The following is a 26,152-nucleotide window of genomic DNA, read 5'->3' on the forward strand; positions in this document are numbered from 1 at the left end:
CAAATAAACTCAGTTATGAAAATTGTCGATCTCTCTAAACCAATTAAATTCAATAAAAAAGATCCATGGTTTATGCGTGTAAAAATCAAACATAAACCCCATAAAAAAGCCAAGTGGTTGATTCGCCTTTTAGGATTGCCTTTCAATTTATTTCCTAAAGGATTTGATGGATGGGCAGATGATACCATCGAAAAAATGGGTGTGCATTCTACTACGCATATCGACGCTCCTTGGCACTATTCTCCAACAGTAGCTGGTCAAAAAGCCAAAACAATTGATGAAGTTCCTTTGGATTGGTGCTATGGAGACGGTTTGGTGATAGACATGGAACACAAAGAAGATTTCGACCCAATTACAGTTGCTGATATCGAAACTTTTCTCTTAAAAAATCAATTGGAAATCAAAGAGGGAATGATTGTCTTGATCAAGACAGGTCGAGATAAATTTAATGGTACTGAAAATTTCCATAAGGTAGGCACAGGAATGAGTGCGGAAGCAACACACTACCTTATTGATAAAGGAATAAAAGTAATGGGTATCGATTCTTGGGGATGGGATTTACCTCTGCCTTATCAAATGCAGAAAGCAAAAGAGTCGGGGAATTCTGAATTGTTTTGGGAAGCACATTTAGTGGGACAGGAAAAAGAGTATTGTCATATGGAACAGTTGGTCAACTTAGGAGCTCTTCCTTATAACGGTTTTAAAGTGGCTGTTTTTCCATTGAAAATTGTGGGAGCATCGGCAGCACCCGCTCGAGTAGTGGCGATGATTGAGGAAGATAGGCCTTATTAATTAGAAAAACCTCTCCGGGTAGTTCATTAAAAACAACTCTGATTTTGCTCTGGTTAACGCTGTATATTGCCAACGAACAAAGTCGGAGTTGATCATATCGTCTCTTAAAAATCCGCAATCCACAAAAATAGCATCCCATTGTCCACCTTGTGCTTTATGGCAAGTGAGGGCATAAGAAAACTTCACTTGAAGTGCATTTAAGTAAGGATCTTCTCGGATCATTTTATTTCGTGCTTTCGGGTTTTCCACACTTTCGTACTCTTCTACTACTTGATGAAAAAGCGAACGATTCTCTTCTTGGTCCAACTGAGGAGTAAAGGAGTGAAGTGTATCTAAAATAATCTTTGCTTCCACTTGAGGATGGTTTTCATAATCCAACAATCTGAAACGGATATCACAGAATCGTAAACCATAACGCTCTTCAATTCCGCCTACTCTAGAAACCTCTATAAACTCTCCATTGGCAAGGAAACCGGCAGGGGAATCATCATCCAACCAGAAATAATTATTACGGACGATCATCAAATAATCGCCGGCATCTAGTTCGTCTTCCCTATAATGTATTTGCCTTCTGATGTACTGATTGTATTGAGTAGCTGCTCGGTTGGATCGTGTAATGATCACTGTATTTTCAGTCCCATATTTATTATAACCATACAATAATCCGTCTTCTAGCTTATCCGTTCCCATCTTAAAGATGTCTTTAAAAGCAGAAGTATTGAATTTTATTTGTTGATCTGTTTGAAGGCAATTTCTAAGCTGAGTAGCATTATATAAGATCCCCGATTCCGATGCCTGACGAACCACTTCTGTGAGTTCAAGCCCAATCAGATTTAAGTGATGTACATTTTGAAGATATATTTCGTCCAATGCAGGGCTGATTTCTTGCTTTACCGGTGGAAGCTGCGCAATATCTCCAATCAATATCAGTTTGTTGTTGGCTTTGAGATCCTGAAAAACATAATTGATTAAGGAAGTAAGCAGCCCTTCTCCACCTGGATAAGATTGGTCGTCAATCATCGACGCTTCATCCACAATGAAAATGGTATTGACAGCATTATTCTTCGTGCGTTCGAAGCTGGTCATTCCCGTATCCGGATCTTCCGATTGTTTATAAATGATACGGTGAATAGTGAACGCCTTTCTTTGTGCATAAGAAGACATCACCTTTGCAGCACGACCTGTGGGCGCTAACAAAAGGGGTTTATAACTATAAAAACGCAGAATATTTGATAAAGCCGTGATGACTGATGTTTTACCAGTACCGGCATATCCTTTAAGTACAAAAGTATTTTTCCTTCTGTTTTTTTCAAGAAGAAAAGGGTCCATCAATTCAAAAAGTTTCTTTTGTCCGTTGGTCGGCTCAAAGGGAAACTGTGCACTAATTCTTTCTGATGGGGTGATCATTGGGGATATTATTTCTATGTTATGAAGCTCGCATTGCTTCTACAGGATCCATTCTTGAAGCTGAAATAGCAGGAGCGATACCCGAAATTACACCAACAAGTGCAGAAATAAATAATCCGACAATTAAATTTTGAAAGTTTAATGAAATTTGGAAAGATTCAGTGGAGAATAGGGAGAGTCCGGAGACGAGAAATAATCCCATAATACCGCCGAAGAAACTAAGAAACATGGCTTCGCAAAGGAACTGCAAGAGGATAAAGTAATTTTTAGCCCCTAACGCTTTTTGAATACCTATTTGTGAGGTTCTTTCTTTTACAGATACAAACATGATGTTGGCAATACTAAAGCCACCCACCAAGATAGAAAACATACCGATAACACCACCAGCAAGCTTTAAAGCACCTGTTACTGAGCCGATAAATTCGACAATAGCGTCCGTTTTATTCAAAGCAAAGTTATCTTCTTCTTTTGGTCTAATACCTCTAAATCGTCGTAATAAACCTCTTAATTCACCTTGAATTTCCTCCATATTTTCATCTTCTTCAAAGCCTTTTACGATGAGCTGTGGAGAAATATAGTTTCCTTTAGATGCATACATTTTTACCAATGCACTGTAAGGAATCATAATCAAGTTGTCGTTAGAAGGAGTATTTAATAAACTTTCTCCTTGTTTCTCAAAAACACCAATGACTTTAAACTTTTGTCCTTGAGTTTTAATTGTTTTTCCAATAGCATCACCATGTCGGAACAATTGTTCTGCTACTCCATGACCAATAATGGCATTCTGAACACCATTCTGAGACTCACTAACTGTAAAGTAACGTCCTTGTTCGATGGTGGAAGTGTTGATTTTATTGTACTCGTAAGACGTTCCGAAAATGGTCCCATCTTCAAAGGTGTTGTTTCTATACTGGAAAGTTTTGCCTCTTTTATCTTCAAAAATAGCCACGTGCTTTACCCACTTGCCGTTTTCTTTAATAAACTGATATTCTTTTACGGTTGGACTTGGTCTTCTGTAATATTTCCACCAAGGGTAATTAGGTTCGTTGAAGGCAAAAGGCCATTTGCCCACATACATCACTTTATCTCCAAAAACCGATAGTGAAGATTGAATACTATTATTAAGAGCGTCTACTAGAGTGAAGATGGCGATGATGGCAAAAATACCAACAGTTACACCAAGAAGTGAGAGTATTGTTCTGAGTACATTTTCTTTTAAAGCATTCACTGCAAAGCGAAAACTTTCAAAAAACAGTCTTATGAAAAGCATAATTTCGAAAAAAATGGAAATTTTTTAGATAATATATCCTTTATCTATTGATTGATTGGAGATTATCTGATCTTTATTTGTTAAATTTACCGTCTTGATTTTCAAGGTACGCATTTTGTGTGTATTCAAGAAAAGTTAAGCGATATATCGTAAAATTAGATAGAATATAATACGTAATTTCATTCCATGAAGCTATCCCAATTTCAATTTGATCTGCCATCAGATCTGATTGCACAATATCCAGTAGAAAACAGAGATGAAGCTCGTTTGATGGTTCTTCATCGTAAAACAGGCGAAATCGAGCATAGATTGTTCAAAGACATCGTAGAGTATTTCGACGAAGGTGATTGTTTGGTAATGAACGATACTAAGGTTTTCCCAGCTCGTCTTTATGGAAATAAAGAGAAAACAGGTGCTAAAATCGAAGTATTCTTGTTACGTGAACTAAACAAAGAATCTCATCTTTGGGATGTGTTGGTTGATCCTGCTCGTAAAATCCGTGTAGGTAACAAACTTTATTTTGGTGATGGTAGCTTAGTTGCTGAAGTTATCGATAACACAACTTCAAGAGGCCGTACGATCCGTTTCTTAGTAGATGGTGAAGACGAGGAATTCTACAAAACTATCGAAGAACTAGGAGAGACTCCAATTCCTAAAGACTTACTTCGTGAAGCGGAGCCTTCAGACAGAGAGCGTTACCAAACGATCTTTGCTGAGAAGAAAGGTGCCGTTGCTGCTCCATCAGCTGGTTTACACTTTACTCCTCAAATTGCAAAGAGAATGGAGATCAAATCTGTAGAGATTACTCCTATTACTTTGCATGTTGGCTTAGGTGCTTTCAGAGATGTAGATGTAGAAGACCTTACAAAACACAAAATGGATTCTGAGCAATATAGCGTTGGTCAGGAAACAGTAGACGTAGTAAATAAGGCATTAACTGAAAAGAAAAATGTTTGTGCTGTAGGTACTACTGCTCTTCGTTCATTGGAGACATCAGTATCAGCATCAAATATGTTGAAAGCGAATGAGGGCTGGACAGATAAATTTATCTTCCCTCCATACGACTTCAAAATCGTTTCTTCTATGGTCACTGGTTTCCACAAGCCAAAATCAACTTTACTAATGATGGCTGCTGCTTTTGGCGGTTACGATTTAGTAATGAGAGCTTACGAAGAAGCAATCAAAGAAAAATATCGTTTCCTTAGCTATGGTGATGCCATGTTGATTCTTTAATCTTTATTGATTTTAGAAGTTTATCAACTAAAAAGCACATCTTTTATTTAAGTGATATAAATCTACTTTTTTTAAAAAAAAGAAGGTTTTCGAGCACTTTTTAAGGATAACAAGAAAATATAAGAAGCAAAGAGTACGTAATAAATGTCCTCTTTGTTTCTTTTATTTAGAAAATTTGTAAAAAAATAAGATTAAAGGGTAACCTTAATTTTATAAAACCGTATAAATAATGACCAAAGTAGACGTTAATGTTATACAAGAAAGTGACTTCACGTTAATTAGTGTGGTAGGTGAGCTTGATGCTAGCTCTTCTGTTGAGTTAGATACAAGGTTACAGCAATGCATTGATAATGGAGAAACGAAGCTACTAATAGACTGTGTAGGATTAACTTACATCTCCTCTGCGGGTATTGGCGTTTTTACATCAAGACTAGATGACGTTCAACTGAAAAACATTTCTATGGTATTGTTTAACGTTGCAGAGAATATTAAAAGCGTTTTTGAAATTTTAGGGGTAGACCAATTCTTAAACTTGGCCTCTAATAAAGAAGAAGCCATCCAAACACTTTAAAACAGGCAATGTTTACAAAAAAAGTCAATTGTGAAACAACCAATCTTCATACAATACGAGAGTTTATACTTTCGTCATTGGATGAATACAGCGTACCTCATGCACAGAGGGACATGATTGTTGTTGCCGTTGACGAAGTTTGTGCCAATAGAATGATTCATTCTAATAGCTGTGATCCATCAAAAGAAATTCAAGTTTCTGTATTTAATACTTCTGAAAATGAAGTGATTATTGAAATTAAAGATGGTGGCGATGCCTTCGATATTAAAACATATCACTCCCCTGAAATTACTGATGTTATTAAGCAGCACCGCAAAGGCGGTATGGGCTTAAGACTCGTAAAAAATATTATGGATGCTGTTCATGTTGTCCAAGATGGTAACTTTCAAGTCTGCCGTTTGGTGAAACAACTTTGAACAAATCTAAAAAGAAGAGATACTTTTATAAAGTGTCTCTTTTTTTATGTTTTAATTTTTTCTAAATCCGTTTTACACACTACATTTGTGAGGTTACTACTCAAACTAAGCTAATTTTTATCAAATGCTTATATAGAATGTAGCCAGTTTTAATTTCTGTATTTTGAGTAACAACATCATGAAAGAAATATTGCTCAACAAAGTTAGAGTATCAAATTCAGCTTCCCCGTTTCATCAAAAAGTCGTTAACATCCTCGTTAAAGACGGACAAATTTCTGATATATCCGAATCACCAATTACTGCATCTTCTGCAGAAGTCATCGAAGGCGACAACCTTTGGGTTTCTACAGGTTGGGTAGATATGCGTGCGACATTAAATGAGCCGGGTGATGAACACAAAGAAGACATTGCATCACTTTGTAAAGCAGCTGAATTCGGAGGTTTTACCGATGTTGCTACCCTTCCAAACACCAATCCGACCATTCAATCCAAAGAAAGTATTCACTTTGTAAAACAAATGAGTGCTTTTGCTCCAGTAAATATCCATCCGATGGGTGCCTTAACTAAAAATACAAAAGGCGAGGAGATGAACGAGTTGATCGATATGCATGAAGCAGGTGCAGTCGCTTTTACAGATGGTATTCATCATTCATGGCACCTAGGTGTGGTGAAAAGGGCGATTATGTACATGCAAAAGTTCGATGGCTTGTTGGTAGAAATGGCTAATGAGAAAACATTGGATATGGATGGACACATGAACGAAGGCGTACCAAGTACTTTGATGGGAACAAGAGGTATTCCTAACATCGCTGAGTGGTTGGGCATTCAGAAATTAATCTCATTATTGACGTATACAGGTGGTAGAATCCACTTCGCTAATATATCCGCTGCAGAGTCTGTCGACTTAATTCGTAAGGCGAAAGCAGATGGTCTTAATGTTACTTGTGATATTGCTGCACATCAGGTGGCAATGACAGATGAAGCATTAAGCGATTTTGATACGAACAAAAAAGTATGGCCTCCTTTCCGTGCTCAAAAAGATATTGATGCACTTTGGGAAGGTATCAAAGATGGAACAATCGATGCGATTGTATCATCTCATACTCCACATGATACAGAGTCAAAACGATTAGAATTTGATTTAGCTGATTTCGGTATCATTGGTTTAGAAACCGCTTTTGCTAATGTTGTTTCAAACAAACCAACAGATGTAGGTGTAGACTTAATCGTTGAAAAAATGACTTCAACTCCAAGAGAGATCTTAAAGTTAGCCTCACCAAAAATCGAAAAAGGAGAGAAAGCATGTCTTACGGTATTTGCTCCAGCTCAAGAATGGACATTTACAAAAGAGGACATTCAATCGAAATCTCTAAATTCACCATTCATTGGAAAAACATTTACAGGAAAAGCAGTTAGGACGATTAACTAAGCTTTTGTAACGTAATAAGTAATAACTAATAGGGAATAAGGATTTTTCATTACCTATTAGTTATTACTTATTAGTTAAACTTTCTATTGCCTCTTTCCTCGTCTCTGCTGCATCGATTCTTTATAAATAGTCATTTGTTTCTCTGTTAATACAGATGAAAGCATCATCATTTGTTGTTTTTGAACCTTTTGCATCGCCTCTCTCATTCCTTCTCGGTCACCTTCGAATTGTTCCCTAAGTTGAGTAAATGTCGCTTTTGAAGAAGCCGTAATGGCATCGTATTTTTCCTTTTGATCTGGAGTGAGTTTTAATTTTAGCTCTAAAATATATTGTTGCTGCTCTCTCATTTCCATCAATACAAAGGTTTTATATTGCTCGTATTTTTGATCATCAAGAAGGTCTTTTACTTTTTCAAGATGTTTTAACTTCAGCTTATCGCTTTCCTTTTTCATCTCATCGCGATCAACTTCACCTTCTTCTCTCGCAAGCATCATCATGGTCATTACATCCTCTTGAAACTTCATAAAAGCTTTATTGACTTTCTTCTTTTCGGTGTCATCAAATTGTAATTCTTCTACTAATTCTGATGGAAGTTCTTGTGGGCCTTTCATAAAAAAGCGAGGACCTCTTTGTCCATATACTGTGATGCTTAACATCAAGATCAGAAGTGTTGTGCTATATCTTTTCATATTATCTCTTGGTTATGTGCTGTCGCCCTTGGTGTTCGAGGGGTTGCACCACCTCGTTGTGGAAGATCATCACAATTAAACTTATTAAAACTTTTGGTATTAATAATCTAAATTAATTCAGGCCTGTCTTTTGATCATACAATCTCAATAATTGAAATTACCTATAACCTCTCTTTCCCCGCAATAAATTACGGGGCTTTTGATACTCTAACTTCAAAAACAACTTTCCCTCTTAGTTCCTTAGTTCTTAAGTTTCTTAGTTAAAACGAGCGTTAATTTAGCTACCTGCTACCTATTCTAAAACCTTCCTCCCGGAGGCGGCCCCATCCCTCTTCTCCTTTCATCCTTCGGATTCGTTTTCCCTTTCGGACGGTAAATAAATGACAACATAAAGTATCTAGGAACAATGTTGTAAGTGCTTGTCTGAATATAGTTTTCAGTCACAATACGGGTGATTCCTCTGTTTTGGTTTAGGATATCAGATACTGTGAAGCGTATTTCTCCCTGACGCTTTTGGAATAGTTTGTACGCTACAGCTGCATTCCATTTATAGATATTGTCTTGTATAAGGTTATCATCACCCGTATAAATATTACCAATGAATGAGGTATTCAATACCAATCTTTGGATGGGTTCAACGGTAAGACTTGCTCTTAAATTGTTGTGTAAATAATTACCGTTTAGGGTGGCATTCTGATCGTTATTGATCCAGTGATAAGTAAACTGAGTCGAGATATTAAAATCTACATTCTCACTGATGTTACTCGCGAACTTTACGCCTTGCCCTAAGCTTTTATCGAAAGTGTAAGAAGTGATATCGTTGGTAATACCTACATTTCTTGTGTATCCGCCTGTAGTCGTAAAAGCTACATTGGTTTTTAATGGATTGATGGGTGTTCCAAAAACCATAACTCCTCGAGCAGTTAAGTAACCATCTAAATTAATTGGTGCAGTATAAGAAGATCCTTTCTTTAAAGGCACATTATTGATTAAAGTATCACTCTCCGCGATAATCGTATAATTCGATATTTTATTATCCGTTTGTGTTGCCGATAAATTGACGAAGAACATCTGTTTTTTAGAAATATTGAAGTTTCTATAGTTCAATCTCAATACATGGTTTTCCTCTCCTTCCAAATAGGGATTACCAGTTGATACATTCAGAGGATCACTAAAATCAACCACCGTTTGAAGATTCGTTACAGACGGTAAACTGACGTTTTTCTGATAAGACAATCGCATTCGCTTCGTTCTCGCAAAGGTGTAATTGACATGCACGCTTGGTAATAAGTATCCAAATGTAGTTTCGGTATTGGATTGCTGTGGGTACTCACTCTCATTAAATAGGGTCGAGTACTGATATTTCAGATCAGTTGTAATATTAATTTTCCCTTTCTTGTACATCAATCCCGCTTCCGGACGATAAATGTTCTGATGGGAGGTAAATGTATTGGAAAGATCCTCTAAGAAAATTCCATCTTCAGCAGAAGGGTCCAACATATCGTAGGTCTTTCTATCTGATTTCTGTTGCTCCCAACTTTGGAAATAATTCAGCTTTAATTGAAGGTTTTTGGCTAATCTCTCGGTGAATATCAAATTGGCTGATGTTCTGAACTTTTCTGTATCACCTAATATTCTCTGAGCGGTAGAATCACTTTCTGCATTTTGCCCATAATAATTGATGTTGGTAAGTGCATTTTCAAACGTCTCGTCATTATGATAATACACTTTCCAATCCAAAGCGATGGTTCTGCCATTATCATTTAATTTATGACGTAATAGAAAACTATTATTGATATCAGCCGAATTGGTCGATGTAAAATTCGACTGCATCGAACTGTTTAAATCATCTCCACCTTTCAAAGAAGTATTGGATAAACTATAAGAATTAGCATCCCCATTTTCGAGTTTGATTACCGGACGAATACGAATGGTTGTTTTAGGGCTCGCTTCATAATCGAGTCGAATATTAAAATTATGGTTTTCTTTATGAGAATCCATATCCAACAATTCATCTACTATCTGATTGCTATTTTCGGAAACAATATACTCTGTAGTTGATGCCTGATCTGTTTCATTATTGATGACCTTATAGCTATAACTCGCATTCACATCCCATTTTTCTCCCCAAGAATCAATATAATTTGTTCCCAACATATGAGTTGTATTGACTCCATTGGAATTGGTCGACATATCCATTCCAGAATTTCCACCACCTTGTCGTCCTCTTCCTCTCCTCATTCTAGATGATCCCGAAGAAAGGTTATCCGACATAAATCCTTGCTGATTCACATTGTTTGTCATACCGATGAAAGAAAGTCGTTGTTCGCCTTTGAAAATATTGAGATTACCACCGGCACTATAACGTTCATCAGAACCATAACCTGCTTCAGCTTTTCCGAAATAAGCATACTTTGCATCCTTTTTCGTTACAAAGTTGATGGTCTTGCTTCTTTCTCCATCATCGAAACCAGTAAACTGTGCCTGATCGCTTTTCTCATCGATGATCTGAACATAGTCGATCATATCTGCAGGAAGATTGCTCATTGCAGTGCTTGGGTCGTTACCGAAAAACTCTTTACCATCCACAAGTACTTTGCTTACGGTTTCTCCCTCTGCAGTAATATTACCATCATTATCTTTATCAATACCCGGCATTTTTGTGACGAGATCGCCTGCTGTTGCATCTTCATGAGTTTTATAATTGCTCGATGAAATTTGTATGGTATCTTCTTTAATCACAATAGGAACATCGGCCACCACTTCGACCTCATTGAGTTCGGTAAACATAGGGGTTAATTCTAAATGAATTTGATGTCCATTTTCATCAGAAATTATCAGATCTTGTGATAGGTTATTATAGCCCAAGTACATGGCCTCAAGTGTATACTTTCCTTTCTTTTTGATGTTCATTTTAAAATTCCCATCTAAATCAGAAAGCACTTGATATTTGCTATCGGCATCTGTTACCGTGATGAGTGCATTCACTAAAGCTTCATGACTCCCTTTAGAGGATATTTTTCCACTTAGAGGGATGGTTTGAGCCCAAACGGAGGAGGAAATAATCAGAAAGAGAAGAATTATGGAAGTTTTCATTTGACAATTTTTTGGTCGTTTGCTCTATTAAAGCCTTTGATGTAGTACAAATGAAAACAATACCTGAATAGTATGTCAGTTAATTCAACGTAGGGCAGTTATTTTTCAACTAACGAATAAACAAAACCTGATTTTATAGATTGATGACTGTAAATTGTATATTTATCAACTGATTATTAGCATACATACTATCTGTGAAAATCAATAATAAACAAGTTAATCCAATTCAATAATGAAACAACTGAACAGAACAACATTACTCTCCCTGATTGGGATAATGATCTTTTCCATCTCAACCATCGCCCAAGATAGAATTACTGGAAAAACTTTCGCTACACGATCTGAGGTTTTAGCTCAAAATGGAATGGTGGCTACTTCTCATCCATTAGCCACTCAAGTGGGATTGGATATTTTAAAAAGTGGAGGGAATGCCATCGATGCAGCCATAGCAGCTAATGCTACATTGGGTTTAATGGAACCGACAGGATGTGGAATTGGTGGTGATATTTTCGCTATCGTTTGGGATGCGAAAACACAAAAGTTATATGCTTTAAATGGAAGTGGTCGATCGCCTAAAAAGCTTACGCTTGACTATTTCAAAAAGAATGGATATGAAAGTATTCCAGCTTTAGGTCCATTGCCGGTAAGTGTTCCTGGAACAGTAGATGGTTGGTTCGAACTACATAAAAAGTTTGGTTCTAAAGAAATGTCAGAGCTATTATCACCTGCTATTAATTATGCAGAAAGTGGTTTTCCTTTGACAGAGTTGATTGCTTGGTACATGCAAAAATCAATACCTAGATATATGGATAAAGGTTTTCCGAATATCAAGGATACTTATATCAATCAAAATAATGGGAAGTTACCGAATGAGGGAGAGATTTATAAAAATCCATATTTAGCCAATACCTACAAGAAAATTGCAGAAGGTGGACGAGATGCTTTTTATAAAGGTGATATCGCAAAGACCATTGGGAAGTTTATCAAAGAACAAGGAGGCTTTTTAAGTGAGAAAGATTTGGCAAATCATCATTCTGAATGGTTAGAACCTGTATCGGTAAATTATAGAGGTTATGATGTTTGGGAACTTCCTCCCAACGGACAAGGAATCGCTGCCCTTCAGATGCTACAAATTTTAGAAGGATATGATTTCTCGAATATTGAATTCGGATCTGCTGAACACCTTCATTTATTTACTGAAGCGAAGAAGTTAGCCTTTGAAGATAGAGCAAAATATTATGCAGATATGGATTTTTATGATGTTCCCGTCGAAGAATTATTATCTGATAAATATGCAGAGGAAAGAAGAAATTTGATAGGAGAAAAGGCGTCTACCTATAACGCAGGCCAAATTAGTGCAGGAGAAACTATTTATATGACGGTAGCCGATAAAGAAGGAAACATGATCTCTTTAATTCAGAGTAATTACAGAGGAATGGGATCGGGTATGGTGCCTCCAAAATTGGGTTTTATGTTACAGGATCGTGGCGAACTATTTTCTTTAAAAGAAGGGCAAGCAAATACTTATGAACCAGAAAAACGACCTTTCCATACCATTATTCCGGCCTTTATTACTAAAGATGGGCAACCTTATGTTTCCTTTGGGGTGATGGGAGGAGATTTCCAACCACAAGGTCATACGCAGATTGTTATGAATCTAATTGACTTCGGTATGAATTTACAAGAAGCAGGAGATGCACCACGATGGGATCATACTGGTGGAGCTTCGCCAATGGGAGAGGAGACCACAAATAAAGGTATGATCAGAATTGAATCGGGTATTCCATACGAGACTATTCGAGGATTAATGGATAGAGGACATAAAGTAGGATTCGTTCGTGGAGCCTATGGCGGGTATCAAGCCATTCTTTGGGATGCAGAAAATAAAGTTTACAAAGGGGCAAGTGAAAGTCGAAAAGATGGTCAAGCGGCCGGTTATTAAATAAAAAACGAGATAGATTCATAAAAATCTATCTCGTTTTTTTAGTTTAGAATAAATTGGAAAGCATTTTTTGTATTGTTATCCAATTGTCTAGAATTAGGTAATTAATTACTGAAGATACACCGATAATTACGGCATACTTTAATACCTCTTTACTTTTAGAAGTCTTTTGATCTGTAGGTAATAATAAATGGTTCATCGTTTTTTGTAGTTGTGTGGCTTGTTAGGTAAACAAGATTGTGAGCTATCATATATTTCATGATCAATTTAAGAATTTAAATAATGAATTTATATGGATTAAATTATGTTAACCAAAATGTAACTTTTGAAATATAAATCCGAAGGCTTTTGCCTTTTTTGAAGAATAGATGGAAAGTGAAATCAAAAAATACAAAATAAAAGAAACTCCTAACGGAGAGTTTGAGATCATTGATTTAGAGTATCTAATGAATAATAAATTCGATATGATAACTACTCCACACAGAGCAGGTTTTTATCATGTTTTATGGATTGAAGAAGGATATGGTACGCATTATATAGACTTTAAACCTATTAAAGTAGAAAAAAACTCTTTGATATTTATTGATTTAGAAAGTGTGAATCTATATGACAAGGAAGGTGACTACAAAGGAAAATCTTTGATATTTACGGATAACTTTTTTTGTCAATCGGTATTGGATTTTAAATACATCAAATCGTCGATCTTATTTAATGATCTATATGGTATAGCTAAAATTACACCCATACATTTCGAGGAAGAACTTAAAGCTATCTTTAATCAGATTACCGAAGAAAGTAAGTTTGGGCAAGATGAATCGCATCAAATGATACTTCAAAAGTTGGTGCATCTTTTTTTATTACAATCAGAAAGAGCATTAAGAAAACAAGGAGTGAAAGAATTAGCACCTAGTCCTTCATTAACTATCGTCAATAATTTTAGAGAGTTATTGGAGGAGTATTATAAAAAAGAGAAATCTGTAAAGTGGTACTCAAGTCAGTTAAACCTATCAGAAAAACAATTGCATAAAGCTACTAAAGAGATCTTAGGGAAGACCCCTAAAAACGCAATAGATAAACGCGTTGTATTAGAAGCAAAACGATTATTGTCACATACAATTCAGCCGGTAAAAGAAATTGCTTACGATTTAGGATACGATGAGCCTACAAACTTTGTAAAGTATTTTAAGCGACATACAGGTACAACACCTTTAGATTTTAGAGGTCAATTTTAAAAAGGAGTAAAAGTATCATTAAACGGAGGAATACTACCTTTATTAACCATCTTATTTCCATCACCTTTGTAGCGTACTAATTTTAACTGATATTTTAATCACGCTATGAAAAAGGTCTACAGTTTAACGCTAGCTTTATTCGCATTTATCTTATCAAATGCTCATTCTCAATCAAAAAACGCTAAACAGATGGAAATTTCTAACAAAGAAAAAGTAGTTGCTCTTTTAAAAAGCATCGAGACAGGTGATGCCTCAGCAATGGCATACGTTAACCCAGAAAAGTACATTCAGCACAATCAGTCAGTAGGTGATGGATTGGCTGGTTTTGGAGCAGTGCTTCAACAACTTCCTAAAGGGTCTGCGAAAGTCAATACAGTAAGAGTTTTCGAAGATGGAGATTTTGTAATTGCACACACGGATTATAATTTCTTTGGTCCTAAAATCGGTATTGATATTTTCCGATTTGAAAACGGATTAATTGTAGAACATTGGGATAACCTCCAAGAGAAAGTATCTGATAATGAGTTAGGTAGATCTCAGATAGATGGTCCAACAGAAGTAACTGATCTTGATAAAACTAAAGCCAATGAGAAGATGGTGAAAAAGTTTATCAACGATGTTTTATTTGGGAAACATCCAAAGAAAATCACAGATTATGTATCCACTGAAAAATACAACCAACATAACCCTGGAGTAAAAGATGGATTGGCTGGATTAGGTGAAGCAATAGAGTCACTAAACAAAGCAGGTATGCCAATGGTCTATCAAAAAAATCATAAAGTGTTTGCTGATGGAAACTTTGTGATTTCAGTATCAGAAGGAATATTTATGAAAGAACATGTTTCATTCTATGATATTTTCAGAGTGGAAAATGGTAAAATCGTTGAGCATTGGGATACTATCGAAAAAATTCTTCCAGATGCGGAGGCAAAAAATAACAATGGTAAATTCAATTTCTGAAAATTGAATCATCTAATCTTAATTTTAAAAACTTGCTTTGGAGTAAAATTACCATCCAAGGCAGGTTTTTACCTTTATAAAAAGTCTCATCAAAAGTAAATTTGTTGTGTTGTTATGAAATACTAAAAGAAAAAACTATGTTATTATTTGCCGTTCTCATTGTGATAATAGGAATAATGATCTACTTAAAAGAAGATCGTTGGATTGCTTATGGTCAGCTTCAAGATAAATATCATGTCACTCGAAATGGACACGAATATTATGTAGAGGAAGTGAAGTTTAAAAAATACAACGAGGCATTATCAAAATATTTTAAAGTTGTAGAGTCTATTACCCACTATGGAGAAACGATAGATTCGAGATATGATTTGTACGATTGGGGCTATTCAACTTTTCAATTTAAAGACACCTTAATTGATGTTCGTTACTTTAGAAGTACCCATAGTATTCGATTAATAAAGAGCTTAAAACCATTATCTATTGCAGAATATGAAAAAGATAAATTAGGTTACGAAATGGACATAAAATAAAAACCCTACCTAAATAATATAGGCAGGGTTAAGTTTGGGGTTATTAAAGAATCTAGTCTATTTTACAACCTTAATTGAAGTAGCCACACTTACTAAACTACCTTCCTCGTCTTTATAATTATGACGATTATTAGATAATTGATCGTAATCAATGCCTTGTTCTTCTAAAAGTTGTTTTAATGTAGTATTTGGTTCTACGTTAGTCACGTCCACTCTATTTACATCTTCTCCATCTTTTACATAGATATTCACGAATCTATTTTCGCCAATAACATATTGATCGAAATCGCTGTCGTTTGTAGATTCATTGGCATCATAAACATTTACATTTTGTTTTGATGCACCAACACCTATAGTAGTTAGGTTTTCATAAGCAATGATTGAAGGCTCTTCTTCAATGATCTCATGAACTACTTTAATGGATGTTTTCAATAATTTAATTTCACCATCCGTGTTTCTGTAAGTATGTTTTTTGTAATCGATATCCGATAAAGCTACAGGTTGACTCAACATTATATCGAAAAGGTTACCTCCTTCTTGTTGATTAGTAATATCAATTCTACTTCCATCTTTAAGATAGATATTGATAAATTCATTCTTACCGATTTCAAAAAGTTTTAGGTCTTCAATTTTTTCTGCATTTTCTACATTGAACACAGTAACAAATTGTTTAGTAGCGTTTAATCCTGCAGTGGTGATATTGTAGTAATGTTCTACAGCACCTTGTGTTGGTAAATTTGGATCCACTTCATCATTTGCAGAATTACATGAAGAAACGAAAGCTACGATTGAAAGTAGTAAAAATAGATTTGATAATTGTTTGATCATTTTTCCTTTAGTTTGAAATTTTAGATTTGATTTTTGTTTTCACTTATCTATTCAAACGGGGTTGATCAAAGCTTCTTTTACCTAATTTGGATCAAGTTGTTCCGAAAAAGTACAAAACTAATTTACCTTTCACTTTTTGTTTTTAGTTCAGCTAGTGTTTGTTGATTTGCTTACAAAAACAAAGGCCATCTCATAAAATGAGACAGCCTCTTAAGTTAATCAATTGGATTATGATAGTATTTTTTATACAGCAACTGATGCTAAAAGTTCAGCTAACTTTTCTCCTGTTTGCGCTGTATTCATACGCTTATCTTCAGGAGTTGTATCTGTTGCGATATCTAATGTTCTATATCCGTCTTTCAAGAATTGATCGACTGCACTAATAATGGCATCGCTTTCTTCTTTAAGACCAAATGAGATGTCTAATAATAAAGCACCTGATAAAACAGAAGCAATTGGGTTAGCAATTCCTTTACCTGCAATATCTGGAGCAGATCCATGGATTGGCTCGTATAATCCAATTTCAGCTCCTACTGAAGCAGATGGCAACATACCCATAGAACCAGCAATCTGAGAAGCTTCGTCTGTTAGGATATCACCAAACATGTTACCAGTAACAATTACGTCGAATTGTTTTGGATCACGGATCAACTGCATTGCTGCGTTATCAATGAACATGTGAGTTACTTCAACTTCTGGGTATTCAGAAGAAAGTTCTTGTACTGTTTCTCTCCATAAACGAGAAGATTCCAATACATTCGCTTTATCTACTGAACAAAGTTTCTTACGACGAGTCATTGCTGATTCAAAAGCTTGACGAGCAATTCTCTCTACTTCCATTTTAGAGTAACGAAGCGTATCGATGGCCTCAGTACCGTCTTCGTTTCTTTCACGAGGAGTACCAAAGTAGATACCTCCAGTTAATTCACGGAAGAAGATAATGTCAGAACCTTGTAAGATTTCTGGTTTGATTGATGATGTATACAATAACTCATCAAAAAGTTTAATTGGACGGATGTTAGAGAACAAACCTAATTCCTTACGGATCTTCAATAGACCTTGTTCAGGACGTACTTTTAAGTTAGGATTGTTGTCATACATTGGCATACCTACAGCACCTAAAAGTACTGCATCAGAAGCACGACAAGTATCGATTGTCTCTTGTGGACAAGGTTCGCCTGTGGCTTCAATGGCTGCGTGACCAATTAACGCTGGAGTGAATTCGAATGAATGTCCGAAACGCTCACCAATAATTTCCAATATATTTTGAGTGATGCCTGTTACTTCTAACCCGATACCGTCGCCGGCGATCACTGTGATTTTCTTGTTCATAGTACTGTTGAATTGTTTGTTGTTTATTTGAAGTAGTTCGTAGGGACGTTGTACTACAACGTCCGTACAAGTTATTTCAAATTATACATTAAAAGTATAAGCCCTATTGGATTCGTATTGTGCTATTTCCTCTTTCAGACTTAATAAATAGTCGATATCATCATAACCATTTATCAAGCACATTTTTTTATAGTCATCAATCTCGAAAGATTGTTTGTTATTTTCTTTTCCAGAGATCCAAGCAGTTTGAGACTCTAAGTCTACTTCTAAAGTAGTTGATGGATCAGCTTCGATATCAGTAAATAGTTCTGCAAGGAACTCTTCTGATACGATCAAAGGTAAAATACCATTGTTCAAAGAGTTGCCTCTAAAGATATCAGCGAAGAAGCTTGATACTACGATTTTAAAACCATAATCGCCAATAGCCCAAGCTGCGTGCTCACGAGAAGAACCACAACCAAAGTTTTTACCAGCAACAAGAATTTCACCTTTGTAAGTGTCTTGGTTCAAAACGAAATCAGCAATAGGCTGATCTTGCTTGTCGTATCTCCAATCTCTAAAAAGGTTATCACCAAATCCTTCTTTTGTTGTTGCTTTTAAGAAACGAGCAGGGATAATCTGATCAGTATCTACGTTCTCTATTTTTAAGGGAACACAAGTTGATTTTGTATATTTCATGGTAATTTTTTCTTTCGGATTAAACAGTAGCTAATTGCTCTCTAACATCAACAATATGTCCGTTAACAGCAGCAGCGGCAGCAGTTAATGGAGAAGCTAATAATGTTCTAGCTCCAGGACCTTGACGGCCTTCGAAGTTTCTGTTGGAAGTAGAGATACAGTACATACCTGCAGGTACTTTATCTTCGTTCATACCTAAACAAGCAGAACAACCTGGCTCTCTAAGTTCGAAACCAGCCTCTGCATAGATTTTATCCAAACCTTCAGCAATCGCTTGTTTTTCGACTTGTTTAGAACCTGGGACGATCCAAACATTTACGCCATCTGCTTTCTTTTTGCCTTTCACAAATTCAGCTACAGCTCTTAAATCTTCGATACGTGCGTTTGTACAGCTACCAATAAATACATAATCGATTGGTTTACCGATGATGGCTTCACCTTCTTTAAGACCCATATATTCTAGGGCTTTTTTATCAGATGCACTTTCTGGAGTTGGTACCGATTGGTCAACACCAACACCCATACCAGGGTTTGTACCATAAGTAACCATTGGAGCAATGTCTGCTGCATCATATACATGCTCAGCATCGAAAGTAGCACCATCGTCTGTTGGTAACGATTTCCAGTAAGCCACCGATTTGTCCCAAGCTTCACCTTTTGGAGAAAACTCACGACCTTCTAAGTAATCGAATGTAGTTTGGTCAGGAGCAATGATTCCTCCTCTCGCACCCATCTCGATACTCATATTACAAACTGTCATTCTACCTTCCATAGATAAACCTTGGATAGCAGAACCAGCAAATTCTACAAAATAACCTGTACCGCCTGAAGCAGACAGTTTAGAAATAACATATAAAACGATGTCTTTAGCCGTTATACCTTCTTGTAATTCGCCATCAACAACGATACGCATTGCCTTTGGTTTATTCTGAAGTGTACACTGTGAAGACATGACTTGTTCCACCTGTGATGTTCCGATTCCAAACGCAATAGAACCGAAGGCTCCATGTGTAGAAGTGTGTGAATCTCCACATACAATTGTTTTACCTGGCTGTGTTACTCCCAATTCTGGTCCGATAACGTGAACAATCCCTTGAAAAGGGTGTCCTAAGCCATAAAGTTTTACGCCAAACTCGTCGCAGTTCTTATGTAAAGTCTCTACTTGATGCCTTGAAAGGGCTTCTTTAATAGGAAGATGCTGATCTTTCGTAGGAACGTTATGATCTGCAGTACCCCAAGTTTGGTCTACTCTAGCGAGTTCGATACCTCTTGCACGGAGGCCGTTAAAAGCTTGAGGACTTGTTACTTCGTGGATAAAATGTGTGTCGATGTAAAGTACATCTGGGTAATTTTCTTTTCTTTGGACGACGTGACTATCCCACACTTTTTCGAAGAGTGTTCTTGGTTTGTTACTGCTCATATATTTTTTCCGTTTTATTCTAATTCCAACTATAAAAAATGAAATTCAGCTTGTTAGAACTGATATTCTATAAGTAATTGTTGTATTTTTTGACGATTTTAGAACTATTTAGGCCCTAATTGATAAACAAAGTGATCTTTGTGTTATTTTTGTCACTTACACTTAAACGAATCAATATGTAAAACAATTATTAATACATTTGAGTTTTCTTTACAGAAATTTGTTTAAGTTTAAGAATAGCTAAAGTGACAATTAACACCTTAGCGGCCTCAAATTTAGTTGACTGCGTAATTTTATAAAACTCGTTATACTATATAATTACGATTTCAGACTGATAAAAATTAGAAAATAAACGGTAAAGTTATGCTTATAGAACCAGGTGAACTTCTTGCGAAAATTAACGCACCTTCAGACTTGCGTAAGCTTCCATTAGAGAAGCTTTATCAAGTATGCGATGAATTGCGTGAGTTCATTATTGACAATGTTTCTATATATGGTGGACACTTCGGTGCAAGCTTAGGAGTTACTGAACTCTCTGTGGCTTTACATTATGTATATAACACACCCTATGATCGTATCGTTTGGGACGTTGGTCACCAAGCATACAACCACAAAATACTAACAGGAAGAAGAGATAATTTTCACACGAATCGTCAGTACGGAGGACTTGCTGGTTTTCCTAAACGTGACGAAAGTGAATACGATACTTTTGGTGTAGGTCACTCATCTACATCAATTAGTGCTGCTTTAGGTATGGCGATCGCATCAAAAGAAAAAGGCGAGCACGATAGAATGCATATTGCCGTGATTGGCGATGGTTCGATGACTGCAGGTATGGCTTTCGAAGCGATGAACCATGCAGGTGCATCAGATGCAAATATTCTGATTATACTTAATGATAACAGAATGGCCATCGATCCCAATCAGGGAGCTTTAAAAGATTATCTAACAGACATCACAACTTCCCCAATGTACAACAAGCTTAAAGATGAAGTTTGGAATATGTTGGGCAAGGTAAAAAAGATAGGACCACATGCTCGTCAAGCAGTTGCTTCAGCAGAAAATGCTTTAAAATCAGCATTATTGGAGCAAAGTAACTTGTTCGAAGCACTTGGTCTACGCTACTTTGGACCTGTGGATGGTCATGACATGAATCACTTGGTTCATGTATTAAATGATCTGAAAAATATTCCAGGACCAAAGATTCTTCATGCAGTTACAGTAAAAGGTAAAGGATATGCCTTAGCTGAAAAAGATCAAACTAAATGGCACGCACCAGGTAAGTTTGATAAACTGACGGGAGAAATTAAAAAGAAAACATTCTCTGCTCCTCAACCACCTAAATATCAAGTTGTCTTTGGTGAGACAATTTTAGAAATGGCAAAGGAGAACGAGAAAATTATGGGTATCACTCCTGCAATGCCTTCAGGTTCATCATTAAATATTATGATGAAAGCTATGCCTGATAGAGCCATTGATGTAGGCATCGCAGAACAACATGCCGTTACTTTCGCTGCAGGTTTAGCCGCAGAAGGAATGGTTGCTTTCTGTAATATATACTCATCATTTATGCAAAGAGCATATGATCAGGTTATTCATGATGTATGTATCCAAAACCTTCCGGTAATTTTCTGCTTGGACAGAGCAGGTTTTGCAGGAGCAGATGGAGCCACTCACCACGGTGCCTATGATATTGCTTTCATGAGATGTATTCCAAACTTAGTGGTGGCAGCACCAATGAACGAGGCGGAATTACGTTACATGATGAAAACGGCAGAACAACACAGAACATCACCATTCTGTATCCGCTATCCAAGAGGTCAAGGTGTAATGCCAGAATGGAGAGTACCTTTAGAAACTATCGAAGTGGGTAAAGGACGTACTGTTCATGAAGGCGAGGATGTAGCCATTCTTACTTTTGGTCACATTGGTAATTATGTCGTTCAGCTACGCGATCGTTTCCAATCGGAAGGATTAAATCCAGGTCATTACGATTTACGTTTTGCAAAACCACTAGATCACGACTTATTAAAAGAAGTTTTCGATAAGTACGATAAAATCATCACTGTAGAGGATGGCTGTTTACAAGGCGGTATCGGTTCTGCAGTTTTAGAATGGATGATGGACAATCAATACACGAATAAAAGAGTGGTTAGATTGGGTATTCCTGATACTATTATCGAGCATGGTGAGCAAATCGAATTACAAGCTGAAGCAGGTTTTGATCATGAAGGAATCTTCCAAGCGGTAGCGAATTTATCAGAGAAAGTACAAAATGCAGAAGTGATTTTAGAAAAAAATAAAATCATTTGAGGCATTAAGGCAATATTTTTGAAGTAAGGACTGTTTTAAAAGCATAGCTTTTAGCAGTCCTTATTTTTTTATAAGTTGATTTGATTTTGCACTATGATATTTCACAAGACCGTACGTTTCCGACTTTTACTCTTATTTGTAATCAATACAACATTGTTATTGGTTACCTTAGCCGTGGTCTATTTTGGAACAAGGTCGTTGATAGAAACCAATAGTTTAAATGAACAATTTAAAGCTTGTAATACCATTTATACTGAATCGGAAATTTATTACAAGAACTTTTTATTGGATGATTTAAACAGTGCTGAATTTTATAAAAACAGAAAAAGTACGAACACAACACGATCAGTCAACCTGCTTGACTCTGCTTTATTTACGGTAGAGGAGGTAAGAAAAAAGATGGACGATTTAAATGATGTACGTGCAAAAGAATTAGAATTTTTAAGAACTGACTTAGAGCAACTAAAATCACAACAAGACTTTTTAATGCGTAAATTTCTAGATCTTGGTTACAAAGATTGGGGAATGATTGGCAACATGAGAAGCAAGGCGCATAAAATTGAGAAGACTGAAATTAATTATGATCTAGGCTTATTATTAACGCTAAGAAGACATGAAAAAGATTTCCTTCTCAGAGGAGAACAGAAATATTTAAAACTGTTTGATGAGTCTGTTACTGAATTTGAAAAAAGCATTATCAAATTATATTTATCTCCTTCTACCAATCTTACAGAACAAGATATTCGTAATCTAAGAGCTGGACTTGCTGCCTATCAGTTTGGTATGCATAAAGTTGGAGACTTGTTTAAAGTGATAGGTAGATCGGGGAATGGGGGACTAATGAAATCAGTTTCCGACCTTCAGGAAAAAATAAATACAAGATTATTAAGTCTATCAGAAAATATTTCTTCTTCTAACGAGGTGTACCTTCAATGGATGTTAGGCTTGTTCTTAGTGATCTTCATTTTACAATCAATTATTCTTTCATGGTTTATTTTTGGATTTTCCACTATGGTATCCAAGAAATTCTCCTTCTTGAATAAGGTGACACAAAGATTAGTCAAAGGAGAATCAATCAACGATTTAAAAGAAGAGATTAAAAATGATCATGATGAGATTGCTGATATCTCTGAACTTCTGATAGATATTAATGATCAGTTTCAAGCCGCTCATGATTTCTCTAATAGGGTTGGTGAAGGTGAAGTTGATGTGACTTACACTAATAAATATACCGATAAACCCTTAGCACTTGATTTGATTAAGATGAGAAATCAATTCCAAAAAGTGCAAGAGTTAGAACACAAAAGGAATTGGGTAACAAACGGTATGGCTAAGTTTGCCCAACTACTTAGAGAGAAATTTGATGAAGAATCGGAGTGGTACGACAATCTATTAAGAAATACGATTTCTTATGTTGGAGCAAGTCAAGGTACTTTTATTCTTTTAAGAGATGATTTTAAAGGCGGACAAACTTTAGATCTAGTTGCTTTATATGCCTATGACAAAAAGCGATATGATGAAAAGCAATATAGTTTAGAAACAGGGTTATTAGGTCAGGTATATAAAGAAAAAGAAATGCTTTATATAGAAGATGTTCCTGAAGATTATGTGAATATCACTTCCGGAATGGGAGAATCTAGACCAAATGCATTAATTATACTTCCGTTAATCTATGCAGAAAAAATGTATGGTATTTTGGAGATCTCATCTTTCGATAAATTCGATAAATATCAAGTGAACTTTTTAGAGAATCTTTCTGAAATTATAGCGTCTAGTATTGCAGATATGAATACCTCAAGGGTTGTAATTCAGTTGAATGAGGAATTATCAAAACAAAAAGAAAGAGTAAGAGAGTTAGAGAATATTATTAATGAAAATGTAGAAAATTAAGATATTTTCAATCTACTCTAACATAATTTATATCATTAATACTTAAGGGATGCTATACGGTCATAATAAGAGATTGTATTTGCTTCCCTTTTTGTTAGTTTTACAATCGGCAAAATTAATTACGTGGATATGAATAGTAGCATTGCTACCTATTTTAACGAACAACTATGAATTTAACACACAGAAAACCATCATTTTTAGACTCCATCCTACCCATCATTTTCTTAGTAGTATTACTCGGACTTAATGTTACGGTCTTTAAGGATACAGGATTAGATGGTTCCAACCAAATTGCTTTACTTTTATCTACTGCAGTAGTAGGGGTGATTGCTTTCTTTAAACTAAAAATATCTTTCGATACATTATTGGATGGCGTGGTGAATAGTATTTCATCAGCAATGTCATCAATTTTGATCTTATTAATGATTGGAGCTTTGTCTGGAGCATGGCTATTTAGTGGGATCGTACCTACTATGGTATACTATGGCTTACAGATCTTAAATCCATCTATTTTCCTATTTGCAACAATTATTATTTGTGCAATTGTTTCGGTAGCCACAGGGTCTTCTTGGTCGACTATTGCAACAGTAGGTATTGCCTTACTAGGTATTGGAACAACACTAAACCTTCCTGAAGGTATTGTAGCAGGTGCAATTATTAGTGGAGCTTATTTTGGAGATAAAATGTCTCCCTTATCAGATACAACCAACTTGGCGCCGGCAGTAGCAGGAACAGATTTATTTACTCATATTAGATATATGGTATACACAACAGTTCCTTCTTTTGGTATTGCAGCAGTTATCTTTTTAATCATGGGCTTTACCTATGATACAAAGGTATCTCCAGAGAATGTAGAATCTGTATTGACAGCGTTAGAGCAATCATTTCATATCTCGCCAGTATTATTTATCGTACCGGCTGTAGTAGTGTTTATGATTATCAAGAAAGTTCCTGCATTACCGGCTTTATTTATTGGTGCTTTAGCAGGTGTAGTCATTGGTATATTATATCAGCCAAAAGCAGTTGAAATCATTTCAGCTAGTGCAGATGATTACTTAAATGTAGAAGGTTGGAAGTCTTTCTATTTCGTTGCTTTGAAGTCAATGTATGGAGGTTTCGAAATCGAATCTGAAAATATGGTGGTAACTAAGTTATTAAAATCAGGTGGTATGGCAGGGATGCTGAATACGATTTGGTTAATTATTACTGCTATGACTTTTGGTGGAGCAATGGAAGTATCAGGTATGTTGGAGAAGATTACATCAACAATTATCAGTAAAGTAACTTCTGAAACAGGTTTGTTTGCCTCAGTAGCAGGTACTTGTGTATTCTTTAATTTTACGGCTTCAGATCAATATTTATCGATTGTTGTTCCTGGTAAAATGTATGCAAAAGCTTTTAAAGAAAAAGGATTAGCCCCAGAAAATTTAAGTAGAACGTTAGAAGATACAGCTACTGTAACCTCTGTATTGGTTCCTTGGAATACTTGTGGTGTAGCACAGTCTACTGTTTTACAAGTTCCGACTGTAGCTTATCTTCCTTACTGTTTCTTTAATATTTTAAGTCCGTTAATGACATTACTTTTCGCAGCACTTAAAATTAGAATAAGCAGAATTGGAGAGGACAAAGAATAGTTCCTTGAACCTAAATTATATAAAAAAAACGAGTACTATCGGGCCAAGATAGTACTCGTTTTTTTTGTTTTAATTGATTTATTAACTCAAAAGTTTACATCTTAAAAATTGGATTTTTAACCCTTTTTTGCACTAAAAAGTGGTATTTTTTAAACAATTGTAAATAAAAATCAATACAAAGTGTTTGTATTAATAAACTTTTTATTACATTTACATCAGATAAGACATTAAAGATTAAAAAACATTAAACGTTTTTGATTGATAATGGGTTAATAAAATTAGGTTTAACAGGAAAGAGCTCGCTGCTTCAGCTAGCTTTTTTTGTTTTTATACACCTAATGAAATTAAAAGTGAAAAGTTAAAAATGAAAAACGTAGTTAGTTAGGGGGAAATTGTATTCCCTTTTTGTATTTAAAGACTATAGTGAATTTGATACACAGCCTGTTTACATTTCACGTTTTTCATTTTTCATTCTTAATTTTTCATTTCC

At 35.7% G+C, this 26,152-nt stretch carries 21 protein-coding genes; 12 read left to right on the forward strand and 9 right to left on the reverse strand.

Annotated elements, in window-relative coordinates; all coding sequences use genetic code 11:
• The first annotated feature begins 15 nt into the window (after positions 1-15).
• Complete coding sequence (locus KMW28_RS00850; protein WP_169664878.1) at positions 16-792, forward strand: cyclase family protein; 777 nt, start codon at positions 16-18, stop codon at positions 790-792.
• Here KMW28_RS00850 and KMW28_RS00855 read toward each other — a convergent pair whose 3' ends face one another.
• Together KMW28_RS00855 and KMW28_RS00860 are read right to left on the reverse strand one after the other, a co-directional pair.
• Complete coding sequence (locus KMW28_RS00855) at positions 793-2,199, reverse strand: ATP-dependent DNA helicase (protein ID WP_169664877.1); 1,407 nt, start codon at positions 2,197-2,199, stop codon at positions 793-795.
• A 19-nt stretch (positions 2,200-2,218) separates the two neighbouring features.
• A complete protein-coding gene (locus KMW28_RS00860) occupies positions 2,219-3,469 on the reverse strand; it encodes an ABC transporter permease (protein ID WP_183363945.1) in 1,251 nt (416 codons plus the stop codon).
• A 186-nt stretch (positions 3,470-3,655) separates the two neighbouring features.
• Here KMW28_RS00860 and queA point away from each other — a divergent pair, with 186 nt between their 5' ends.
• The 4 genes from queA (at position 3,656) to KMW28_RS00880 (ending at position 7,118) form a co-directional block, all read left to right on the forward strand.
• The gene (gene queA, locus KMW28_RS00865) at positions 3,656-4,702 is read left to right on the forward strand and encodes a tRNA preQ1(34) S-adenosylmethionine ribosyltransferase-isomerase QueA (RefSeq protein WP_066210937.1); all 1,047 of its coding nucleotides are present in this window, start codon (positions 3,656-3,658) and stop codon (positions 4,700-4,702) included.
• A 229-nt stretch (positions 4,703-4,931) separates the two neighbouring features.
• On the forward strand, positions 4,932-5,273 hold the full coding sequence (locus tag KMW28_RS00870) for an STAS domain-containing protein (RefSeq protein ID WP_066210935.1): 342 nt from the start codon (positions 4,932-4,934) through the stop codon (positions 5,271-5,273).
• 8 nt (positions 5,274-5,281) lie between these two features.
• Positions 5,282-5,689, forward strand: a complete 408-nt coding sequence (locus KMW28_RS00875; RefSeq protein ID WP_066210933.1) for an ATP-binding protein — start codon at positions 5,282-5,284, stop codon at positions 5,687-5,689.
• A gap of 178 nt (positions 5,690-5,867) precedes the next feature.
• On the forward strand, positions 5,868-7,118 hold the full coding sequence (locus KMW28_RS00880; protein WP_169664876.1) for a dihydroorotase: 1,251 nt from the start codon (positions 5,868-5,870) through the stop codon (positions 7,116-7,118).
• Between the two features lie 83 nt (positions 7,119-7,201).
• On the opposite strand, the gene KMW28_RS00885 is transcribed toward KMW28_RS00880, so the two are convergent.
• Positions 7,202-7,807, reverse strand: a complete 606-nt coding sequence (locus KMW28_RS00885; protein ID WP_169664875.1) for a hypothetical protein — start codon at positions 7,805-7,807, stop codon at positions 7,202-7,204.
• 297 nt (positions 7,808-8,104) lie between these two features.
• A complete protein-coding gene (locus KMW28_RS00890) occupies positions 8,105-10,903 on the reverse strand; it encodes an outer membrane beta-barrel protein (protein WP_169664874.1) in 2,799 nt (932 codons plus the stop codon).
• 232 nt (positions 10,904-11,135) lie between these two features.
• On the opposite strand from KMW28_RS00890, the gene ggt reads away from it, so the two are divergent.
• The gene (gene ggt / locus KMW28_RS00895; protein ID WP_183363946.1) at positions 11,136-12,845 is read left to right on the forward strand and encodes a gamma-glutamyltransferase; all 1,710 of its coding nucleotides are present in this window, start codon (positions 11,136-11,138) and stop codon (positions 12,843-12,845) included.
• Between the two features lie 46 nt (positions 12,846-12,891).
• Here the strand turns inward: ggt and KMW28_RS00900 are convergent, their stop codons facing one another.
• Positions 12,892-13,044 carry a hypothetical protein gene (locus KMW28_RS00900; RefSeq protein ID WP_158297722.1) on the reverse strand — a complete coding sequence of 51 codons (153 nt, stop codon included), beginning with the start codon at positions 13,042-13,044 and terminating at the stop codon, positions 12,892-12,894.
• A gap of 169 nt (positions 13,045-13,213) precedes the next feature.
• Here KMW28_RS00900 and KMW28_RS00905 point away from each other — a divergent pair, with 169 nt between their 5' ends.
• The 3 genes from KMW28_RS00905 (at position 13,214) to KMW28_RS00915 (ending at position 15,567) form a co-directional block, all read left to right on the forward strand.
• Entirely contained in the window at positions 13,214-14,077 is an 864-nt protein-coding gene (locus KMW28_RS00905; protein ID WP_169664873.1) for a helix-turn-helix domain-containing protein, read from the forward strand.
• Positions 14,078-14,182: 105 nt separating this feature from the next.
• Positions 14,183-15,037 (forward strand): nuclear transport factor 2 family protein, encoded by an 855-nt coding sequence (locus KMW28_RS00910; RefSeq protein WP_169664872.1) that lies wholly within the window; start codon positions 14,183-14,185, stop codon positions 15,035-15,037.
• A gap of 176 nt (positions 15,038-15,213) precedes the next feature.
• A complete protein-coding gene (locus KMW28_RS00915) occupies positions 15,214-15,567 on the forward strand; it encodes a hypothetical protein (RefSeq protein WP_215585777.1) in 354 nt (117 codons plus the stop codon).
• 57 nt (positions 15,568-15,624) lie between these two features.
• Here KMW28_RS00915 and KMW28_RS00920 read toward each other — a convergent pair whose 3' ends face one another.
• The 4 genes from KMW28_RS00920 to leuC all read right to left on the reverse strand — a co-directional run bounded on the left by KMW28_RS00920 (position 15,625) and on the right by leuC (position 19,825).
• Positions 15,625-16,395, reverse strand: coding sequence for a hypothetical protein (locus KMW28_RS00920; protein ID WP_169664870.1), 771 nt, complete (start codon positions 16,393-16,395; stop codon positions 15,625-15,627).
• Between the two features lie 243 nt (positions 16,396-16,638).
• A complete protein-coding gene (gene leuB / locus KMW28_RS00925) occupies positions 16,639-17,727 on the reverse strand; it encodes a 3-isopropylmalate dehydrogenase (protein WP_169664869.1) in 1,089 nt (362 codons plus the stop codon).
• Positions 17,728-17,808: 81 nt separating this feature from the next.
• On the reverse strand, positions 17,809-18,405 hold the full coding sequence (gene leuD / locus KMW28_RS00930) for a 3-isopropylmalate dehydratase small subunit (protein WP_066210915.1): 597 nt from the start codon (positions 18,403-18,405) through the stop codon (positions 17,809-17,811).
• Positions 18,406-18,424: 19 nt separating this feature from the next.
• The gene (leuC, locus tag KMW28_RS00935) at positions 18,425-19,825 is read right to left on the reverse strand and encodes a 3-isopropylmalate dehydratase large subunit (RefSeq protein WP_169664868.1); all 1,401 of its coding nucleotides are present in this window, start codon (positions 19,823-19,825) and stop codon (positions 18,425-18,427) included.
• 363 nt (positions 19,826-20,188) lie between these two features.
• Here leuC and dxs point away from each other — a divergent pair, with 363 nt between their 5' ends.
• The 3 genes from dxs (at position 20,189) to nhaC (ending at position 25,662) form a co-directional block, all read left to right on the forward strand.
• Entirely contained in the window at positions 20,189-22,138 is a 1,950-nt protein-coding gene (gene dxs / locus KMW28_RS00940; RefSeq protein WP_169664867.1) for a 1-deoxy-D-xylulose-5-phosphate synthase, read from the forward strand.
• Between the two features lie 93 nt (positions 22,139-22,231).
• Entirely contained in the window at positions 22,232-24,028 is a 1,797-nt protein-coding gene (locus KMW28_RS00945; protein ID WP_169664866.1) for a GAF domain-containing protein, read from the forward strand.
• 167 nt (positions 24,029-24,195) lie between these two features.
• Positions 24,196-25,662 (forward strand): Na+/H+ antiporter NhaC, encoded by a 1,467-nt coding sequence (gene nhaC, locus KMW28_RS00950; RefSeq protein WP_066210907.1) that lies wholly within the window; start codon positions 24,196-24,198, stop codon positions 25,660-25,662.
• Positions 25,663-26,152 lie beyond the last annotated feature (490 nt).

The sequence above is a fragment of the Flammeovirga yaeyamensis genome, from assembly GCF_018736045.1.
GTDB classification, from domain to species: Bacteria; Bacteroidota; Bacteroidia; order Cytophagales; family Flammeovirgaceae; genus Flammeovirga; species Flammeovirga yaeyamensis.

Bases quoted from the DNA above. Each gene is read 5' to 3' on its own strand.
- KMW28_RS00880 (WP_169664876.1), top strand. From the start codon at position 5,868: ATGAAAGAAATATTGCTCAACAAAGTTAGAGTATCAAATTCAGCTTCC.
- KMW28_RS00860 (WP_183363945.1), bottom strand. From the start codon at position 3,469: ATGCTTTTCATAAGACTGTTTTTTGAAAGTTTTCGCTTTGCAGTGAAT.
- KMW28_RS00910 (WP_169664872.1), top strand. From the start codon at position 14,183: ATGAAAAAGGTCTACAGTTTAACGCTAGCTTTATTCGCATTTATCTTA.
- ggt (WP_183363946.1), top strand. From the start codon at position 11,136: ATGAAACAACTGAACAGAACAACATTACTCTCCCTGATTGGGATAATG.
- KMW28_RS00850 (WP_169664878.1), top strand. From the start codon at position 16: ATGAAAATTGTCGATCTCTCTAAACCAATTAAATTCAATAAAAAAGAT.
- KMW28_RS00855 (WP_169664877.1), bottom strand. From the start codon at position 2,199: ATGATCACCCCATCAGAAAGAATTAGTGCACAGTTTCCCTTTGAGCCG.
- leuB (WP_169664869.1), bottom strand. From the start codon at position 17,727: ATGAACAAGAAAATCACAGTGATCGCCGGCGACGGTATCGGGTTAGAA.
- dxs (WP_169664867.1), top strand. From the start codon at position 20,189: ATGCTTATAGAACCAGGTGAACTTCTTGCGAAAATTAACGCACCTTCA.
- KMW28_RS00905 (WP_169664873.1), top strand. From the start codon at position 13,214: ATGGAAAGTGAAATCAAAAAATACAAAATAAAAGAAACTCCTAACGGA.
- nhaC (WP_066210907.1), top strand. From the start codon at position 24,196: ATGAATTTAACACACAGAAAACCATCATTTTTAGACTCCATCCTACCC.
- KMW28_RS00870 (WP_066210935.1), top strand. From the start codon at position 4,932: ATGACCAAAGTAGACGTTAATGTTATACAAGAAAGTGACTTCACGTTA.
- KMW28_RS00900 (WP_158297722.1), bottom strand. From the start codon at position 13,044: ATGAACCATTTATTATTACCTACAGATCAAAAGACTTCTAAAAGTAAA.
- leuC (WP_169664868.1), bottom strand. From the start codon at position 19,825: ATGAGCAGTAACAAACCAAGAACACTCTTCGAAAAAGTGTGGGATAGT.
- KMW28_RS00915 (WP_215585777.1), top strand. From the start codon at position 15,214: ATGATCTACTTAAAAGAAGATCGTTGGATTGCTTATGGTCAGCTTCAA.
- KMW28_RS00885 (WP_169664875.1), bottom strand. From the start codon at position 7,807: ATGAAAAGATATAGCACAACACTTCTGATCTTGATGTTAAGCATCACA.
- KMW28_RS00945 (WP_169664866.1), top strand. From the start codon at position 22,232: ATGATATTTCACAAGACCGTACGTTTCCGACTTTTACTCTTATTTGTA.
- KMW28_RS00875 (WP_066210933.1), top strand. From the start codon at position 5,282: ATGTTTACAAAAAAAGTCAATTGTGAAACAACCAATCTTCATACAATA.
- KMW28_RS00890 (WP_169664874.1), bottom strand. From the start codon at position 10,903: ATGAAAACTTCCATAATTCTTCTCTTTCTGATTATTTCCTCCTCCGTT.
- queA (WP_066210937.1), top strand. From the start codon at position 3,656: ATGAAGCTATCCCAATTTCAATTTGATCTGCCATCAGATCTGATTGCA.
- KMW28_RS00920 (WP_169664870.1), bottom strand. From the start codon at position 16,395: ATGATCAAACAATTATCAAATCTATTTTTACTACTTTCAATCGTAGCT.
- leuD (WP_066210915.1), bottom strand. From the start codon at position 18,405: ATGAAATATACAAAATCAACTTGTGTTCCCTTAAAAATAGAGAACGTA.